Below are 16,945 nucleotides of genomic sequence, written 5' to 3' on the forward strand. Positions count from 1 at the left end.
TTCACCTGAGGTCGCGGTCGCCGCGCAGCGGGTCGCCCACCTCGTGCATGTGACCCAGCGCCTGCGCGTACGACTCCAGCAGGCCGGTCTCCGTGTACGGGAGGCCGACCCGGGCGCAGTGCTCGCGCACCAGGGGCTGCACCTTGCGCAGGTTGCAGCGCGGGACGCTCGGGAACAGGTGGTGCTCGACCTGGTAGTTCAGCCCGCCCAGCAGCCAGTCGTTGATCGCGCCGCCCCGGATGTTGCGCGAGGTGAGCACCTGACGGCGCAGGTGGTCCCAGCGTTCCCCCGGCGCGGGCATCGCCATCCCCTTGTGGTTGGGGGCGAACGCGCATCCCAGGTGCAGGCCGAACAGCGCCTGGTGGACGAGGATGAACGTCACCGCCTGCGCCGGGGACATCAGCGTGAACGCCAGCGCCAGGTAACCGGCCATGTGGGCGGCCAGGAGCCCGCCCTCCACCAGGGCGTCCCGCAGCGGCCGGTTCCGCAGGTCCAGCGCACTGGCGACCTTCAGCGCCCACCCCTCGAACGTCAGCAGGGGGAAGAACAGCCGCGCCTGATGCCGGGTCACCCATCCGGCGAACCCGTTCCGCTCGGCGGCCTGCTCGGCCGTCCACACCAGCACGCCCGCCGCCACGTCCGGGTCCTTGTCGACGTGGTTGGGGTTGGCGTGGTGACGGTTGTGCTTGTCGTTCCACCAGCCGTAGCTCATCCCGGTCATCAGGTTGCCGAACAGCAGCCCCAGCCACCGGTTGGCCCTCGGCGACCGGGCGATCTGCCGGTGCCCCGCGTCATGACCCAGGAACCCGGTCCGCGCGAAGACCACCGCTGCCGGCACCGCCGCCGCCACCGCCCACCAGGACCCGTCCGCCAGCGCCACCGCCAGCCAGATCCCGGCGGTGGCCAGCACGTTGACGGCGATGATCCAGGCGTAGTATCCGCGGCGGCGTTCCAGCAGCCCGCTGTCACGGACCCGCCGGGCCAGCGGTGCGAAGTCACTGCCCGGCGCACGGGTACGGGCGGGCGGGGCGAGGGTCTGGGGCATGAACGATCCCTGTCGTCGCACGAGTAGGTGATCGCAAGCTATGGACCGGCGGCCCGATTCCTCGCCCCGCCTGAGAGCCAAATTCCCTCTGGTCCCCAAGTCTCGGTCGCGCCGGGCCACGTACGAGCACCGCGCTACAGGCGCCGGCGCGTCAGTGGCCCTCACCGCCCACGGCCCCCTTCCGGGCCGCGTCCGCGGGCCCCCTCTCCTGCCGCTGGAAGAGGGTGAACAGCCACCACAGTGACGGCACCAGCACCAACGCCCCCACCGCCAGCGCGCCCAGGGTGGCGGTCAGCACGGTGTTCCTGGCGGCGGCGTTCTGCAATGTCAGGCCCGGCAGCAGCGTCGGGTACTGGCCGACGCCCCAGCCCCACAGCAGACCGGCCACGGCCAGCGCCGCCGTCACCCGTACCGCCACGTAGGAGCGCCGCCACAGCAGGAGGATCGACGCCACGCCCGCCACGACCGACAGCGCCACGAACGGCAGCGCCCATCCGGACGTCAACTCGGTGAACAGCCGGGGGCTGTCGAGCCACAACACGGCCAGCCCCAGCGCCGACATCGCCCCCGTCACCGCCCCGGCGACCAGCGCCCGGTGGCGGAACACCTCCGCCAGATCCGGCTTATCGCCACGCTTGGCGTCATGGGTCAGGTACACCGCCGCCAGGTAGGCGGCCGTGCACACCGCCAGCACCCCGGTCATCACCGAGGTGGGGTTCAGCCAGCTGGTCACCAGGTTCCCCCGGGCCAGGCCCGGCGGCACCCGCCCCGAGGCGATCGCCCCGGTCACCGTGCCCAGGAAGAACGGCGTGAACACCGACGAGAACGCGAACGCCGCCCCGAACAGCCGCTGCTGCCACAGCTTCGTGCTCGCCTTACGGAACGCGAACGCCGAGCCCCGGGCGATGATGCCCAGCGCGGCCAGCGTCAGCGGGATGTACAGCGTCGAGGAGATCGCTGCGAACACCGGCGGGATCCCCGTCCACATGATCACCAGCACGAAGATCAGCCAGACGTGGTTGGCCTCCCAGACCGGCCCGATCGAGTGCTCGATCAGGTCCCGCTGCGGCCGCCCGGCCGTGGCCCGGCCCGCCAGCAGGTCCCACACCCCGCCGCCGAAGTCGGCGCCCGCCAGCAGCACGTAGGCGGTCAGGCCCACCCACATCACCGCCAGCAGGAGCTGCGCCAGCATGGTCAGACGACCCGGGTCTGCGACACGTCGTGTTCCTGCGGGGCCACCGGCACCGGCACGTCGCGGGTCAGCCGGCGCATCACGTACACGGTCACCACGGTCAGCACCGCGTACACCACCGCCAGCAGGACGAAGCCCCAGATCAGACCGGGCGCCGGGTTGACCGCGCCACTCGTGCGCAGGGTCCGGAACACGGTCCAGGGCTGCCGCCCGACCTCGGTGACGATCCAGCCGGCCTCCACCGCCAGCACCGCCGCCGGACCGGCCGCCGCCGCCCCCCACAGGAACCATCGGCTGCGCGGCAGCGCACGCCGCCGCCACCACGCCAGCGCCGCCCAGGCGCTCAGCGCCAGCAGCCCGAACCCGATCGCCACCATGACCTGGAACCCCCAGTGCACGATGTTGACCGGCGGGCGGTCGGCGGGCGGCACCGTCAGCAGCCCCACGATCTCGGCGTTGGGATTCCAGTGCGCCAGCAGCGACAGCGCGTACGGGATCTCCAGCGAGTACCGCAGCTCATCGCCCACCGCGATCCCGCCGAGGTGCAGCGGGACGCCCCGTGCGGTCTGAAACACCCCCTCCATCGCCGCCAGCTTCACCGGCTGGTTGGAGGCCACGAAGTGCGCCGCCCAGTCGCCCACCCCGATCTGGAACGGCGTGACCACCCCGGCCACGGTGAACGGCAGCAGGAAACCGGCCTTGTGGTAGCGGTCCCGCCTGCCGCGCAGCATCGCCACCGCGTACACGCTCGCCATCGCGAACCCCGCCACCATGAACGCCGCCAGGATCATGTGCACCGTCTGCGGCGGCGTGGCCGGGTTGAACATCGCCCGCCACGGCGAGACCTCGGTGATCCGCCCGCCGGCCTCCCGGAAGCCGACCGGCTGCTGCATCCACGCGTTCGCCGACACGATGAAGAACGCGCTGAGCACCCCGGCCAGCACGATCGGGACGCCGCTGAGGATGTGCGGCACCGTCGCCATCCGGTCCCAGGCGTACAGGTAGATCCCCAGGAAGATCGCCTCGATGAAGAACGCGAAGCCCTCCAGCGCGAACGGCAGCCCGAAGACCTGCCCGTACCTGCCCATCAGTTCCGGCCACAGCAGCCCCATCTCGAACGACAGGATCGTCCCCGACACGGCCCCGACCGCGAACAGCACCCCCAGTGCCCTCGCCCACCGCCGCGTCAGCAGCCGGTAGGCCACGTCTCCGGTACGGTGCCCCCGCCACTCGGCCATCAGCATGACGGCCGGCATGGCCACCCCCAGGCACGCGATGATGATGTGCCACCCCAGCGACAGCCCCATCTGCATCCGGGCCCCCCACAGATCGGTGCCGTCCGCCGCCACCCAATGCACAGCCGTCATGGCTCCCCCTGGTGCCGTTCCGCCGCTGTGCATACCCACCCCTGGGGAACGCGGCCCGGCGATCACGCCCCCTCATGCCCGACATGTCGTATCCGGGGTCCGGCTTGGCACGGCGTTGGCGAATCCCGGACGCGAGCACGCGCCGAGGCCGGTCATCTCGGGGAATCTCGCAGTGACGGCCTCCGCCAGGGGCGTCGCGGCCAAGGGCGCTCCGCCCTCAAGCCGATCAGGGTCTGCTCGATACCGCGGTGCACGCGGGGCACGACCGGCTCTTCACCGAGGAGCCGAGATCATCCTCGTACCCGATCTCCGGCACGAAAGGCCCGGAGGCGGCCCGCCGGCGGCGCCTCTCCGTCGCCGGGTACTGCCCCCGCCTCCTGAGGCTGTATCGTCTTGCAGTCAAGGGGCTGTGGCGCAGTTGGCAGCGCGGCGAGCTTACACCTCGTAGGTCGTCGGTTCGAATCCGGCCAGCCCCACCATCCGGCCGGCCCCACCATCCGGCCGGCCCCACCATCCGACCGGCCCCACCATCCGGCCAGCCCGGTCCGCGCCGCACGGGCCGCGCCGCACGGGCCGCGCCGCACGGGCCGCGCCGCACGGGCCGCCGCGGCGCCGGGCGAGCGTCCACAGGCCGAAGGCGCCGCCCTCGACGAGGATGAGCATTGAGCCCGAGGGCCAGCGGGAGCAGGCCCAGGCAGGGGACGGCGGACTCGGGCAGGAAGGTGGCACCGAACGCGGCGGTGGGGCCCGCCGTCTCCCGGCCGGGGCATCCCAGGACGCGTCAGAGTGCGCCGTGCGGAGGGATCGCCCACTCCAGCGTCGCCATGGCGCTGGCCAGTTTCATCCGGGCCTGGGACCAGGCGATGGAACGGGGACCGTCCAGCACCGCGCCCGCGACCTCCTCGCCGCGGTGAGCGGGCAGGTCGTGCATGAACAGGGCGTTGGGCCAGCGGTCCAGAAATGCCTCGTCCACATAGAACGGCCGGAACGTCTCACGCCACGATGCGGCGGCCTTGCTCGTGCCCGTGGTCTGCCAGCGGGTGGTGTAGACGACGTCGACCTCGGCGGGGAGTTCCTCGGCGGAGTGGGTCTCGGTGATCGCCCCGCCCGATGCCAGGCCGGGCGGCAGCCCGTACCCGGGCGGTGTGTAGAAGGTGATCGAGACCTCCGGGATGTGGGCCAGCCCCTGGGCGAGCGCGGTGGCGGTGTTGTTGCCCTCGCCGACATAGAGCACCCGTATGCCGGAGAGGTCGCCCCGATGCAGGAGCAGTGTGGCGAGGTCGCAGATGCCTTGGGTGGGGTGCTCCTCGGCGGCCATGGCGTTCAGCACCGGCAGGCAGCCCGCGCGGGACAGCTCCCGCAGTTCGTGCACGGGCCCGGCGGTGCGCGCCACGAGCGCGTCCAGCATGGCTCCGAAGATCCTGCCGGTGTCCTCCAGGGACTCCCCGGTGTTGGTCTGCAGGTCCTGCGGGCCGAAGGCGATCGGGGTCCCGCCCAGGCGGGCCGTGCCGACGGTGAATGCGGTACGTGTCCGCGTCGAGGTCCTGGTGAACAAGATGCCGACGAAACGGCCCGCCAGCGGGACGTCGTGGAGGTCAGGTCTGCGGTACAGCGCGACCGAGCGTTCCACCAGATGCCGCACGGTGGCCTCGTCCACGTCACCGAGCGAGAACAGCCCCCGTGCCGGGCGCCTCGCGGGCGCGCTGCGCAGTGGCCGGTCGAGCGTGGTCATGGATGCGTCAACTCCTTGCGTGGCGCGCCCGCGAGGGCGGGGCCGGACAGGTCAGGGCCGCTCGCAGCTCAGGATGAAGCTCATCGGCGGGCGGACGGGGAACCGCTCGGCCTCCCGGTAGCCGATGGAGTTGTCGTGGTCGAACTCGGCGAAGTGGCGGATCTGCAACCCCGCGCCGATCACCGCCTGGAAGATGTCCGACAGGGTGTAGTGGTACCAGTAGACCTGCTCGCGGCCGTACTTCTCGCCCGAGTAGTAGTCCAGCCCCGAGTCCCAGGCCACCGGCTCGTCCATGAAGTACGGGTAGTGCAGGTCGAGGGGCTCGTCTCGTCGCCTGTCGCGGTCGGGCTTGAACATCTCCAGGAAGGGGTGCGTCTCGTAGAGCACCACCTGCCCCCCGGGACGGACGACCCGGCGGGCCGCGTCGAAGTAGCCGGGCAGGTCGGGCATCCAGCACAGTGCCCCGGCGGTCAGGAACAGCAGGTCGGCCGTCGCGTCGTACCGGGAGGGGACCTGGTAGATGTCGGTCTCCACGAACTCCGCCTCCACCTGGGCGGCGGCCGTGAGGCGGCGGGCCTGCCGGACGAACTCGGAGGAGAAGTCGAAGCCGAGGCCGCTGCGGGCGCCGAGCTGGATCGCCGACAGCAGTTCCCGCCCGTTGTTGCAGTTGAACTGGGCGAGGACCTTGCCCTCCAGGCCCAGTGATCGCAGGTGGTCGCGGAACACCGGGTCGATGTAGTGGCCGGGGTCCGCGGCGAGGTGACGCCGGGTGTCTTCGAAGTTCTGTTCCGCGTGGCGCGGGGCCACCTCGTTCCAGGCCCGCCTGTTCTGCGCGATGACGGTGTCCGAGGGGGTGCCGATCTTCATTGGGGGGTTCCTTTCTTGGACCGGTCGTGGGTCGGGGTCAGGTGCTCCACTGCTGGTGCAGGGGGTCGGGGAGAAGACGGGATGCCAGGTGCCGGGGGATCTCCCGGGACCAGAACGGCTCCAGGGGAAGGCGCCGGGCGAATTCGGCGGGCCGGGAGATGTAGCAGCGGGTGTACAGGTAGCCGGTCTTCCTCTCGGCGGCCGAATCACTGCCGGCTCTCCGGTTGAAGGCCAGGGTGGCCTCGCGTTCGACCGGCGAGTTGAACCGCCGGTGCGGGAACAGGACGGGCGCGGTCTCGGTCACCAGCCCGAATTCCCGCAGCAGGGCGGCGGTGGGCGTGTAGTCGATGGGGGTGAGCGCGAAGTTGCACACCCACGGCACGCCCCGGTCGTTGTCGGAGGCTGTGACCAGGCGGCCCATCGTGCGCTCGGAGATGTAGCCGTAGACGCCGCTGGACAGGACGACGTCGCAGCCCGCGACGTCGTCGCGGGCGTCGGCGGGGACGTCCCGGCGTTCCAGGTCGGCCAGCACCGACCGGTCCTGGACACCGGTCCGGCGGCAAAAGTCGATCGCGTTCGGGCTGACGTCGAACCCGATGACGTCCACGGGGCGCTGTCCGGTGGCCCGGCCCGCGAGCATGCCGGGCAGGTCGGCATCCGGCAGTCCGCCGTCCAGGACGGTGGCGCTGAGCCGGCGGTACCCCATGCGGTGTTTGAGCAGGAGGGCGTTGATGCCGTAGGAGCATCCGACGTCGACCACGCGGACGCGCGGAGCGCCGCGGGCCTTGCCGGCCATATCGACCAGCGCCGCGATGAAGTGCTCGATGTGGTAGGGAACGCAGTAGTTCAGCTCCCGGTAGACGCGCATCAGCGGTCGCGGTGACGGATCGTTGTAGACGGCGGTGAAGTCGTACTTGGCCTTGATGAAGTCCTCGTCCTCGGCCGCCGGCCGGGTCGTGTGGGTGTCTGCCATCAGTCCATCTCCTGTCTAGAGGGCCGGCCGTGTCGGCCGGGTGCCGTCCAGCCCGTACTTCTCGTCCACCCAGGCGTCGGAGTAGACGGTGTCGAGGTACCGGTCGCCGAGGTCGGGCGAGATCGCCACCACCACCGCGTCGTGGGAGAAGCGGCCGGCGTAGCGGCGCACGCCCGCCAGGACCGAACCGGTGGAGCCGCCGACGAGCAGCCCGTACCGGACGGCGACCTCCCGGCAGGTCTCGACCGCCTCCGGCTCCTCGATGAACAGCACGTCGTCCATGTCCTCGGGCCGCGCGATCTCGGGGCGGCGGCTGGTGCCGAGCCCGGGGATATGGCGTGAACGCGGCGTGTCCCCGAACGTGACCGACCCGGCCGCGTCGACGGCGATGATCCGGGTGCCGGGAGACCGCCGCCGGAAGAGCTGTGCGCAGCCCATCAGTGTCCCGGTGGTGCCCGCGCCCGCGAACAGGAAGTCGACGCGGCCGAACTCGCGCAGGATCGCCGCGGCGGTGGTGTCGCGGTGGACGTCCCGGTTGGCGAGGTTGGCGTACTGGTTGGGCCACACCAAAGAGGGGTCTTCGCGCAGACGCTCCTGGATGTACCTGATCCGCTCGCCCAGGTAGCCGTGGTGCCGGTCGCGCCGTGTCACGATCACCACCTCGGCGCCCAGACGGTGCATCGCGGTGATGTGGGCCGCCTGGGCGTTCTGGTCGGTCACGCAGGTGAACCGGTAGCCGCGGGCCGCCGCCAGCATGCTCAGCGCGACGCCCAGGTTGCCGGAGGAGGACTCGATGACCCGGCCGCCGGACAGCAGCCGGCCGCTGGCCTCGGCATCGTCGATCAGGGCCACCGCGGTCTTCAGCTTGACCGAACCGGCCGGGTTGAGCCCTTCCAGCTTCAGCGCCAGATCGGTGCCGTGCGCGAAGCCGTCGAGTTTGAGGAAGATGTCGTCCAGGACGATGTCGTGGGGGGCCTCGAACAGCATGGCGTTGCCCTGCGCTCCTTCCGGGCTGGAGGTCGGGGGTCAGCAGAGATGGTCGGAGGAGGGCCGGGGCCGCGAGCGCGCCGCCGCCGCGCCCAGCGTGACGGCGACCGCCAGGAAGATCAGCGTGAAGGTCAGGGGGAAGCCGCCGGGTCCCAGCAGCCGCATGGAGGTGCCGATGACGGGCGGCCCGATCATGCCTCCGACGCCCCACAGCGCCCCGAACGCGGCGCTGCCGGCGACCAGGGCCGGGCCGTAGAAGCGCTCACCGAGGATCACCAGGCTCAGCGTGTAGATGGCGTAGTAGGCGCCGCCCCACACGAAGACCAGCGCCCCGAAGGCCCCGGGCGAGTGCACTCCCACCGGCAGCAGGGCCGCGCACACGGCGGTGAGGAGGGCGCAGGCCGCCAGCATGACGGGCCGGGAGATGCGGTCGGCCAGCCAGCCGATCGGGTACATCAGGGCGATGCTGCCGCTGATCATGGTGACCAGTGCCAGGTTCGCGCCGTCTTCCGACAGCCCTTCGCGCAGCGCGTACAGCGGCAGCAGCGACATGGCGCCCTGGTCGGCGAACGCCGCCGCGCCCACGCACAGCAGCAGCAGCGGCGCCAGCGGCAGGAACGCGCGCAGCCGCATCCCCTCCTCCTGCCGTCCTCTGGACGGCAGCGACCCGCGGGTGAGCATGAGCGGCAGCAGGGCCGCGATCGGGCAGCACGCCCCGAGCAGGAAGGGGGCCCACCCGCGGGTGCCGACGAGGGTCAGCAGCGCGGGGCCCACCGCGAAGCCGACCGACAGCAACGCCGAGTACAGGCCCAGGATCCGACCGCGCAGGCGTTCGGGCGCCAGTTCGTTGATCCAGGTGTCGGTGGTCACGAAGATGCAGGCCAGAAAGAAACCGATGGCCAGCCGCAATGGCAGCCAGGGCAACGGATGGCGGACCGCCCCTATCGCCAGTAGGCACCCGGCCACCGTGACCAGGCTCACCACCGCGACCCGATAGGCCCCTAGCCGCCGCACCAAAGGAGACGCCGCCGGGGCCGCCAGCAGCATTCCCAGCGGCATCATCGCCGCATTGAGGCCGTTGAGCCCCTCGGAAACCCCGCCCCTGTCGAGCAGGACGGCCAGCAACGGATATGTCAGGCCCTGCATCACCGTGAACACGCTCGCGCTGAGGGCGACGGCGACGATGGCGGGCCATACCGCGCGCCGTGGCCGGACGTCATGCGAGTCGTCGGCGAGGGCCACAGGGGAGTCTTCGGGATCGTCCGATCTCATGCTGCCGTCCCATTGTCCGGTGGCGGAACACGGTCGCGCGGCCCCTACCCGAGGACTTCTCCGAAAAACCGGCTACAAAGGTAGGCAAGCTTGGGCCAAGGGCGGCCGACCAGCCCTCCAAGCATGTCGATCATGGAATATTTTATCTGTTCTTTACCGGAGTCGATATCGGCGTTTCGAAGATCCCGCCATCCGGAGTCGATGGCCGATTACGAGGGATGACCGAAATGCGCCAAGAAGAGGCTGCGCAGCGCTCTGGGAGCGAGCAGGTCGGGGTTTCGGCGGCAGGCCGCAGTACAGATCGCAGGACCGAATTGTGATGGGAACTGGCGTCGGGACGACAGCCCGGGGCGATGCGGTTCCAGGACCGGACAGGGCCGCTCTCCTATCCGGTCAGCCCCTTTCCGGCGCATTCCGGGTGCTCCGTCGCCGCCTCGGGCGATCCAGAGGATCTGAACCGCCTCAACCGAAGCGGCACGCCGCCGGGTACGGCAAACCATCCGGCCCGTGCGATTCCGCTCCAACCCCCGCATCATGGGCGTGACCTCCGGCGCCTCCCTCGGCGTGGTCGTTCGGCCGTGTGCGGCTGCCGGCGGCCGCGTCCGCCATCGTCCTCACCGGCGCGGCGGTCGCCGCCGGGCCGATCGGGTTCGTGGGGCCGGCCGTGCCGACAGGCCCGAATCGGCCCGACCACGACAAGCGCGGGTCGAGGGTCGGCCCGACCGCCGGACGGACCGGCCCGCCGATCGGTGTCGCGGTCTCCGCTAGAGCTGGGGGTCGGGGCCGTCGGCGCGGCGTTCGGCGAGGAAGCGCTCGAACTCGGCGCCGAGTTCGTCGGCGGTGGGCATGTCCTTGTCCTCGGCCAGCAGGCTCTCGCGTTCGGTAGCGCCGGCGAAGGCGTCGTACTGCTGTTCCAGGGCGCGCACCACCTTCTCGACCTCGTCGTTGCCGTTGACCTGCTCGGCGATCTCGGCCTCGGTGCGGACGGCCGCCTCGCGCAGGGCGTCCGAGGGCAGCACCAGGCCGGTGCAGCCGATGACGGCGTCCAGGGCGGCCACGGCGGCGGTGGGGTAGGTGGACTGGGCCAGGTAGTGCGGGACGTGCACGGCGTAGCCGATGGCGTCGTGACCGGCCTCGCCCAGCCGGAACTCCAGCAGTGCGGCGGCGCTGCCGGGCACCTGGACGCGGTCGAAGAAGGACGTGCGGTTGACCAACTCGGGACGGGTGGCGTGCGCGGTCAGGCCCACGGGACGGGTGTGCGGCACGCCCATCGGGATGCCGTGGAAGGTGACCGCCAGGCCGACGCCGAGCCGTTCCACCAGGGAGCGGACGGCGGCGGTGAAGCCATCCCACAGCCGGTCGGGCTCGGGGCCGGTGAGGAACAGGAAGGGACTGCCGGCCTCGTCGTGGACCAGGTGGACGACCAGCTCGGGGGCCTCGTAGTCCGACCAGTGGTCGCGGTCGAAGGTCATCGGCGGACGGCGCGCCCGGTAGTCGATCAGGGCGTCGACGTCGAACCGGGCGATCACCCGGTGCTCCAGGGAGTCCAGGAGGTGCTCGCGCACGAGCTGGCCGACCGACCCGGCGTCCACGAAGCCGTCCAGGCTGTAGAGCAGGACGGGCCCGGTCATCTCCGGAACGTCCCCGGAAAGCTCGTACAGGTCCTCAGGGTTGCGCACCGTCTCCCCCACCTCGTCCGGCATTACTGATCCCCAACATAGGACATCACGAGATTCATCCCCGCCCTTGACCGCTACTTGCCGGAATCGCCGCATGCCCTTGCCGCGCCCCCGGGACGGGGGTGCAATGGGGCGGGAGGCGACGCATGCACGATGACCCCGAGGTCCCGCCGAGTCCGCGCATCTGCAACCTGCCGCGGCGCAATCCGGCCTTCACCGGCCGCGACGAGCTGCTGCGGCGGCTGCGGGAGCTGTTCGCCCGCCCCGGCCCGGCCGGGACGCGGGCGTGCGCGCTGTACGGGACGGGCGGGGTGGGCAAGACCCAGCTCGCCCTGGAGTACGGCTACCGCTACGGTTCCGGCTACGACGTCGTCTGGTGGATCGACGCGCAGCGGACGACCGGCATCGAGATGGGACTGTCGCATCTGGCCGACAGCCTGGACGTGCCGGCGGCCCTGCACACCGGCGAGCGGATCGGGCTGCTGTGGGAGATGCTGCGCGAGCGCCCCCGCTGGCTGCTGGTCTTCGACGGGGCCGGCGGCGAGGACGCCCTGGAGCGGTACTGGCCGCCGGGCGCCGGGCACGTACTGGTGACCTCACGGAACGCGGCGTGGCCGTTCCTGGCCGAGCAGGCCCTGCCGGTGGAGCGGTGGTCGCGGGCCGAGTCGGTGGCATTCCTGGAGCGGCTGTCGGCCGGCGACGGCACCGCCGACGCGCTGGCCGGCGATCTGGGGGACCTGCCGCTGGCGCTGGCGCAGGCAGCGGCCTACGTGCGGGCCGGGTCGCTGACCCTGGCCGAGTACCGCGAACGCTTCCACCTGTACCGCGAGAAGGTGGTGCGGGCGCGCCGTCCCGCCGGTTACGGGCAGACGGTGATGACCACCTGGCACATGTCCATCGAGGAGGCCGACCGGATCCGACCGGGTGCCCGCGACCTGCTGATCCTGCTGTCGTTCTGCGGCACCGGGCGGGTGCCGCGGGCGCTGCCGGCCGACCGGGTGGACGTGCTGCCGCAGCGGCTCGCGGCGGCGATCGGCACGGCCGCCGACTACGACCGGACGGTGGCGGCGCTGTCGACGTACTCGCTGCTGACGGCACAGCCGGACGAGCTGGTCGTGCACTCGCTGGTGCAGCTGACGGTGCGGGCGGGCCTGACCCCCGCCGAGCGCCGGGCCTGGGCGGAGACGGCGCTGCGGCTGCTGGACCGGGCGCTGCCGGAGGACGTCGGCGACTCCGGCGCCTGGCTCGCCTACCGCATCACCCCGCTGGTGCTGGCGGCCTGCGACATCGCCGGGGCGTACGGGGTGGCGCCAGGGCCGATCGCCGCGCTGCTGCACCACACCGGCCGCTACCTGAACGCCCGTTCCGACTACGAGACGGCGCGCCGGCTGCTGGAGCGGGCGCTGACGCTGCGGGAGACCCTGGCCGAGCCGGACGAGCTGGCGGTGGCCGACACGCTGGCCGCGCTGACCGGCGTCTACCTGAACCTGGCCGACCTGACCGCGGCCGAGCGGGTCTGCCGGCGCGCCCTGGACATCCGGGAGCGCCGCTGCGGGCCGAGCGACGCCAAGGTCGCCGACATCATGTGCGACCTGGGGCGGGTGCTGCGCGAGCGCAACCGGCTGGAGGAGGCCCGCCAGCGCAGCGACCGGGCGCTGCAGATCGCCGAGGACGCCTTCGGCCCCGACCATCCCCGGGTCGCCGACCACGCCACCTACCTGGGGATCGTGCTGTGGCGCGGCGGCCGGCTGAGCGAGGCGCTGGACGCCCACCACCGGGCCCTGCGGATCCGCGAGCGGGTGGGCGGGCCGCACCGGCTGGCGTCCACCTGCAAGCACATCGGGCTGCTGTACCGGGACCTGCGCCGCTTCGACCTGGCCGAGGAGTTCCTGGAACGCGGGGTGCGGATCCTGCGCTCGACCCTCGGCCCGGACCATCTCGACACGATCGAGGTGGAGATCCACCTGGGCGACGTGCGGCGGCTGCTGGGGTTCACCGAGGAGGCGGTGGAGCTGCTGGTGCGGGCCCGCCGGCAGCGTGAGCTCAAGCTCGCGCCGGGCCATCCCGACCTGGCGCTGTGCCTGGTGAAGCTGGGGACGGCGCTGCGCGACCTGGGCCGGTTGGAGGAGGCCGAGGAGGTCCTGCTGCGGGCCCGTGACATCTACGTGCGCACCCGCGGCGAGGACCATCCGTACGTGGCCGAGTCGCTGGTGCAGCTCGGGCCGGTGCAGCGGCTGTTGGGCGACGGGCGGGGCGCGGTCGAGACGCTGCGGCGGGCGGTGCGGATCTTCGAGGACAACTACGGTCCGTACCATCCGTCGCTGGCCGAGGCGTGGGAGTGCCTGGCGCCGCTGCTGGCCGAGCGCGGCGAGCGGGACGAGGCGGCCCGGTGGGTGGAGAACGCGATGAGCGTGCACCGCTCGACGGTGCGCGGCGTCGACTGGGAGGCGGTCAGCCCGCCGCCCGCACGGTGAGGCCCGGCGGTAGTCCGGTCACCTCCGGGCCGCCGCGCCCGGTCCTGATCCGGACCCGGCGCCCGGCGACGACCAGGCCGTCGGCCTCCAGCCCGCCGGACGCGCCGCCGGGCAGCGGGTGGACCGTGACGGTGCCGCCCGGGACGTCGGGTTCCAGCCCCAGCAGGGCGCGCAGGGCCAGCACCGAGGCGGCGGCCGCCCACGCCTGGGGACGGCAGGCGGCCGGGTAGGGCTCCGGGCCGCGGCCAGGCCCGCGGGCCGCCCCGCTCCACAGCTCGGGCAGCTCGTAGCCGAAGTGGTCGGCGGCGGCCAGCAGGTCGTCCAGCAGCGCGGCGGCGGCCTCGTCGTTGCCGCTGCGCGCCAGCCCCCACAGCGCGATGGCGGTGTCGTGCGGCCACACCGCGCCGAGGTGGTAGCCGAGCGGGTCGAAACCGGCGGTCCGGGCGCTGAGGGTGCGCAGCCCCCAGCCGGAGCGCATGTCGGGTGCGGCCAGCCGCCCGGCCACCTGCCGCTCCTGGGCACGTTCCAGCAGACCGGTGCCCAGGACGTGGCCCATGTTGGAGGCGACGGCGTCCACCGGGCGCAGGTCGGCGTCCAGGGCGATGGCGACGTAGCCGCCGTCCAGCCAGAAGCGCTCCTGGAAGCGGCGGCGCAGCCCGGCGGCCCACTCCGCCAGCTCGGCGGCCTCGTCCGCCTCCCCGCAGGCGCGCAGCAGCGCCGCGCCTCCGACGGCGGCCTCGTAGGCGTACGCCTGCACCTCCGCCAGCGCGATCGGCGCCCTGGCCAGGGCGCCGTCGGTGAACCGGACGGCCTCGGGCGAGTCCTTCCAGCCCTGGTTGACCAGGCCGCCGCCGTGCCGCCGGGCGTACCGCACGAAGCCGGTGTGCCGCCGGATCCAGGCCAGCGCGCGGCGCACCGCCGGCATCGGCAGCTCGCCGATCGGCAGCCCCCAGCGCCAGGCGTCCACGGCCAGGCAGACGAACAGCGGGGTGGTGTCGACCGCGCCGTAGTACACCGGCGGCAGCACCAGGCCGTTGCCGTGGTCGGCCTCGGCGTGCCGCAGCTCGTGCAGGATCTTGCCGGGCTCCTCCTCGGTGGCGGGGTCGTGCCGGACGCCCTGCCGCCGGGCCAGCGTGCGCAGCGTCGCGGCGGCCGGCCCGGTGCCCAGCGGCAGCAGCATCCGCGCCGCCCAGATGCTGTCGCGGCCGAACAGGGTCAAGTACCAGGGGCTTCCGGCGCCGACGAAGGTGTCGCCGGGATGCCCGGCGGGGGCCAGGGCGAGGGCGGCGAGTTGGTCGAGGCCGTGCCGCAGGAAGTCGTCCAGGCGCGGGTCGCCGCCGGCGAGCTTGGGCCGGGTCCAGGGGGTGCGGTCGGCGGGCCGCGTGACCGGCGGCGGGGTCGCGTGCTCCACCGACAGGGCCACGCGCAGCGCCCAGGTGCCGCCGGGCGGCAGGTCGGCGGTCCAACGCAGCGTTCCCGCGTCGGGGGACGGGTCGAAGGCCGCGGTCACCGTGGCCTCACCGCCCCGCCAGGTCACCCGCCCGTCCCGCGGCGTCGCGGGAAGGCCGGCGGCGCTGGGGGCGCCCGCGCGGACCCGGGCGACGTCCAGCAGGTCGCAGCCGAGTTCCAGGGCGATCGGGACGCGCCGGTGCGCGGTGCCCGCGTTGCGGACGATGATCTCCTCGGTCAGCTCGTCGGCCCGCCGGACCCGCTCGACGGTCAGGTCGGGGGCGGCGGCAGGACGGCCCCGGAACCGGGCGGCCGTGACGCCGTGCCGCTCCCCCGTCCGGGCGGGCCCCAGGTCCGCGCCGTCCACCAGCACCACCAGCCTGCTGAGGATCCGGCGGTCGGCGTGGAAGAAGCCGTAGGGGGGCGTCCCGTCCAGCCGCCCGTCGCGGGGCGAGACGACGAAGGCGGGCGCGGACACGCTGACGATGGCCTGCCCCACCAGGCGCTCGGCCGCGGCGCGTTCCTCCATGCCCGCTCCCTGATCAAGACGAACGGGGGCCGCCCACGCTCGTGGGCGCGCACCCCGTTGACGGCACCGGCACCGGGGAGCCGGCGTGCGTTGTCGCGAGTGACGCTAGCGGTTGCGGGTGCACGCCGGGGCCGGTCCGCGATTACCGGACTACCGGACCTCGGGAACGGCCGGTGGTCACAGGCGGCGACCGGCGGTGTCGTAGGCGCGGGCCAGCCTGCGGTAGGCGTTCTCGTAGGCGCCGGTCATGGTGGCGACGTCGAAGCGCTCGCCGACCCGCCGCCGGCACTCCCAGGGGTCGATGCGCTCGACGGCCCGGATGGCGTCCGGCAGTTCGGCCTCGGTGTCGCAGACCAGGCCGGTGACGCCGGGCTCGACCACCTCCGGCACCGCCGCCCGGCGCAGCGCCACGACCGGGGTGCCGCACGCCATCGCCTCGATCAGCACGACCCCGAACGGCTCCTCCCACTGGATCGGGAACAGCAGGCAGCGCGCCCCGGCCAGCAGTGCGTATTTGCTGCGGGTGTCGAGTTCTCCGAGATATTCCGCGTCCGGACCCAGCAGCGGCCTGATCCGCCGTTCGAAGTACTCGGTTTCCTCCGGGCGGGTGCAGCGTCCCGCCATTTTGATGGGATATCCGGCCGCGCGGGCCGCCGTTATGGCCACGTGCACCCCCTTGTCGGCGCACATTCGGCCGAGGAAGACCACGTAACCGTCTTTAACGTCGCGGTAGGGGAACAGCGCCGGATCGACCGCGTTGTGCGCCACCCCGGCCCACCGGATGCCGGAGGCGACCCGCTGCTGGGCGCGCGAGACCGACATCAGCCCGGCCGTGCGGCCGATGAACCGGTAGCAGCGGGCCGCCTCGCCGAGCGGCGCCAGATGGGCGGTGACGATCGTGGGCGCCCGCCGGGCCGGCGCGGTCAGCGGCCCGACCAGCGTGTGGTCGTGCACCACGTCGGGGCCGAACTCCTCGATGTACTCGGCGGCGGCGACCGCGTGCGCGACCTCGACCTCCACCTGGCCGAAGCGGGGATGCTGCGGCTCGGGGTAGGTCTGGCCGAATTCGGCCGCCGTGCCGTTGCGCCCGGCGGCCACCAGCATCACCTCGTGCCCGCGCGCGTGCAGCCCGTCGATCAGCTTGGCCACGACGGCCTCGGTGCCGCCGTATCCGGGGGGCGGGATTTCGTACCACGGCGGCGCCACCATCGCGATCCGCATAGGCCCGTCCTTCCGTCGCCCGCCCGGCCGGGCGCACCGGAACCCCGCCGCATCGGCCGTATCGGCCTTGCCCGGCGGTGCACAACGCCCTCGGCCGTCCGGGGACGGCTCGCCGCACCGTCAAAGGTAACAATCGGCGAACGGCGGTGAAACCCCGC

12 protein-coding genes and 1 tRNA gene are annotated in these 16,945 nt (G+C 72.7%); 2 read left to right on the forward strand and 11 right to left on the reverse strand.

The window, feature by feature from the left end; genetic code table 11:
* Position 1 precedes the first annotated feature (1 nt).
* From C4U03_RS09270 to C4U03_RS09280, 3 genes are all read right to left on the reverse strand, one after another.
* Positions 2-1,045, reverse strand: a complete 1,044-nt coding sequence (locus C4U03_RS09270) for a fatty acid desaturase family protein (protein ID WP_103937265.1) — start codon at positions 1,043-1,045, stop codon at positions 2-4.
* Positions 1,046-1,196: 151 nt separating this feature from the next.
* On the reverse strand, positions 1,197-2,237 hold the full coding sequence (locus C4U03_RS09275) for a cytochrome d ubiquinol oxidase subunit II (RefSeq protein ID WP_103937266.1): 1,041 nt from the start codon (positions 2,235-2,237) through the stop codon (positions 1,197-1,199).
* Between the two features lie 2 nt (positions 2,238-2,239).
* Positions 2,240-3,604, reverse strand: coding sequence for a cytochrome ubiquinol oxidase subunit I (locus C4U03_RS09280; protein ID WP_103937267.1), 1,365 nt, complete (start codon positions 3,602-3,604; stop codon positions 2,240-2,242).
* A gap of 403 nt (positions 3,605-4,007) precedes the next feature.
* Here C4U03_RS09280 and C4U03_RS09285 point away from each other — a divergent pair.
* A tRNA-Val gene (locus C4U03_RS09285) sits at positions 4,008-4,083 on the forward strand.
* A 302-nt stretch (positions 4,084-4,385) separates the two neighbouring features.
* Here the strand turns inward: C4U03_RS09285 and C4U03_RS09295 are convergent.
* From C4U03_RS09295 to C4U03_RS09320, 6 genes are all read right to left on the reverse strand, one after another.
* Positions 4,386-5,336, reverse strand: coding sequence for an ornithine carbamoyltransferase (locus C4U03_RS09295; RefSeq protein WP_200827156.1), 951 nt, complete (start codon positions 5,334-5,336; stop codon positions 4,386-4,388).
* A 51-nt stretch (positions 5,337-5,387) separates the two neighbouring features.
* The gene (locus C4U03_RS09300; protein WP_103937268.1) at positions 5,388-6,203 is read right to left on the reverse strand and encodes a class I SAM-dependent methyltransferase; all 816 of its coding nucleotides are present in this window, start codon (positions 6,201-6,203) and stop codon (positions 5,388-5,390) included.
* Positions 6,204-6,240: 37 nt separating this feature from the next.
* Positions 6,241-7,176, reverse strand: coding sequence for a class I SAM-dependent methyltransferase (locus C4U03_RS09305; protein WP_103937269.1), 936 nt, complete (start codon positions 7,174-7,176; stop codon positions 6,241-6,243).
* Between the two features lie 15 nt (positions 7,177-7,191).
* Positions 7,192-8,163 (reverse strand): 2,3-diaminopropionate biosynthesis protein SbnA, encoded by a 972-nt coding sequence (gene sbnA, locus C4U03_RS09310; protein ID WP_103937270.1) that lies wholly within the window; start codon positions 8,161-8,163, stop codon positions 7,192-7,194.
* Between the two features lie 39 nt (positions 8,164-8,202).
* A complete protein-coding gene (locus tag C4U03_RS09315; protein ID WP_103937271.1) occupies positions 8,203-9,435 on the reverse strand; it encodes an MFS transporter in 1,233 nt (410 codons plus the stop codon).
* A 764-nt stretch (positions 9,436-10,199) separates the two neighbouring features.
* On the reverse strand, positions 10,200-11,114 hold the full coding sequence (locus tag C4U03_RS09320; protein WP_200827176.1) for a proteasome assembly chaperone family protein: 915 nt from the start codon (positions 11,112-11,114) through the stop codon (positions 10,200-10,202).
* Positions 11,115-11,260: 146 nt separating this feature from the next.
* Here C4U03_RS09320 and fxsT point away from each other — a divergent pair, with 146 nt between their 5' ends.
* Complete coding sequence (fxsT, locus tag C4U03_RS09325) at positions 11,261-13,588, forward strand: FxSxx-COOH system tetratricopeptide repeat protein (RefSeq protein WP_103937273.1); 2,328 nt, start codon at positions 11,261-11,263, stop codon at positions 13,586-13,588.
* On the opposite strand, the gene C4U03_RS09330 is transcribed toward fxsT, so the two are convergent.
* Positions 13,566-15,566, reverse strand: coding sequence for an amylo-alpha-1,6-glucosidase (locus tag C4U03_RS09330; protein ID WP_103937274.1), 2,001 nt, complete (start codon positions 15,564-15,566; stop codon positions 13,566-13,568). The two genes, fxsT and C4U03_RS09330, sit on opposite strands and share 23 nt — an antisense overlap.
* 177 nt (positions 15,567-15,743) lie before the next feature.
* Complete coding sequence (locus C4U03_RS09335) at positions 15,744-16,787, reverse strand: glycosyltransferase family 4 protein (protein WP_200827157.1); 1,044 nt, start codon at positions 16,785-16,787, stop codon at positions 15,744-15,746.
* Between the last annotated feature and the right edge of the window lie 158 nt (positions 16,788-16,945).

The organism is Thermomonospora echinospora, from assembly GCF_900108175.1.
Taxonomy (GTDB): Bacteria; Actinomycetota; Actinomycetes; order Streptosporangiales; family Streptosporangiaceae; genus Thermomonospora; species Thermomonospora echinospora.

Excerpts from the sequence above, each read along its gene's own strand:
- C4U03_RS09270 (WP_103937265.1), bottom strand. The coding sequence starts at position 1,045 with ATGCCCCAGACCCTCGCCCCGCCCGCCCGTACCCGTGCGCCGGGCAGT.
- C4U03_RS09275 (WP_103937266.1), bottom strand. The coding sequence starts at position 2,237 with ATGCTGGCGCAGCTCCTGCTGGCGGTGATGTGGGTGGGCCTGACCGCC.
- C4U03_RS09280 (WP_103937267.1), bottom strand. The coding sequence starts at position 3,604 with ATGACGGCTGTGCATTGGGTGGCGGCGGACGGCACCGATCTGTGGGGG.
- C4U03_RS09295 (WP_200827156.1), bottom strand. The coding sequence starts at position 5,336 with ATGACCACGCTCGACCGGCCACTGCGCAGCGCGCCCGCGAGGCGCCCG.
- C4U03_RS09300 (WP_103937268.1), bottom strand. The coding sequence starts at position 6,203 with ATGAAGATCGGCACCCCCTCGGACACCGTCATCGCGCAGAACAGGCGG.
- C4U03_RS09305 (WP_103937269.1), bottom strand. The coding sequence starts at position 7,176 with ATGGCAGACACCCACACGACCCGGCCGGCGGCCGAGGACGAGGACTTC.
- sbnA (WP_103937270.1), bottom strand. The coding sequence starts at position 8,163 with ATGCTGTTCGAGGCCCCCCACGACATCGTCCTGGACGACATCTTCCTC.
- C4U03_RS09315 (WP_103937271.1), bottom strand. The coding sequence starts at position 9,435 with ATGAGATCGGACGATCCCGAAGACTCCCCTGTGGCCCTCGCCGACGAC.
- fxsT (WP_103937273.1), top strand. The coding sequence starts at position 11,261 with ATGCACGATGACCCCGAGGTCCCGCCGAGTCCGCGCATCTGCAACCTG.
- C4U03_RS09330 (WP_103937274.1), bottom strand. The coding sequence starts at position 15,566 with ATGGAGGAACGCGCCGCGGCCGAGCGCCTGGTGGGGCAGGCCATCGTC.
- C4U03_RS09335 (WP_200827157.1), bottom strand. The coding sequence starts at position 16,787 with ATGCGGATCGCGATGGTGGCGCCGCCGTGGTACGAAATCCCGCCCCCC.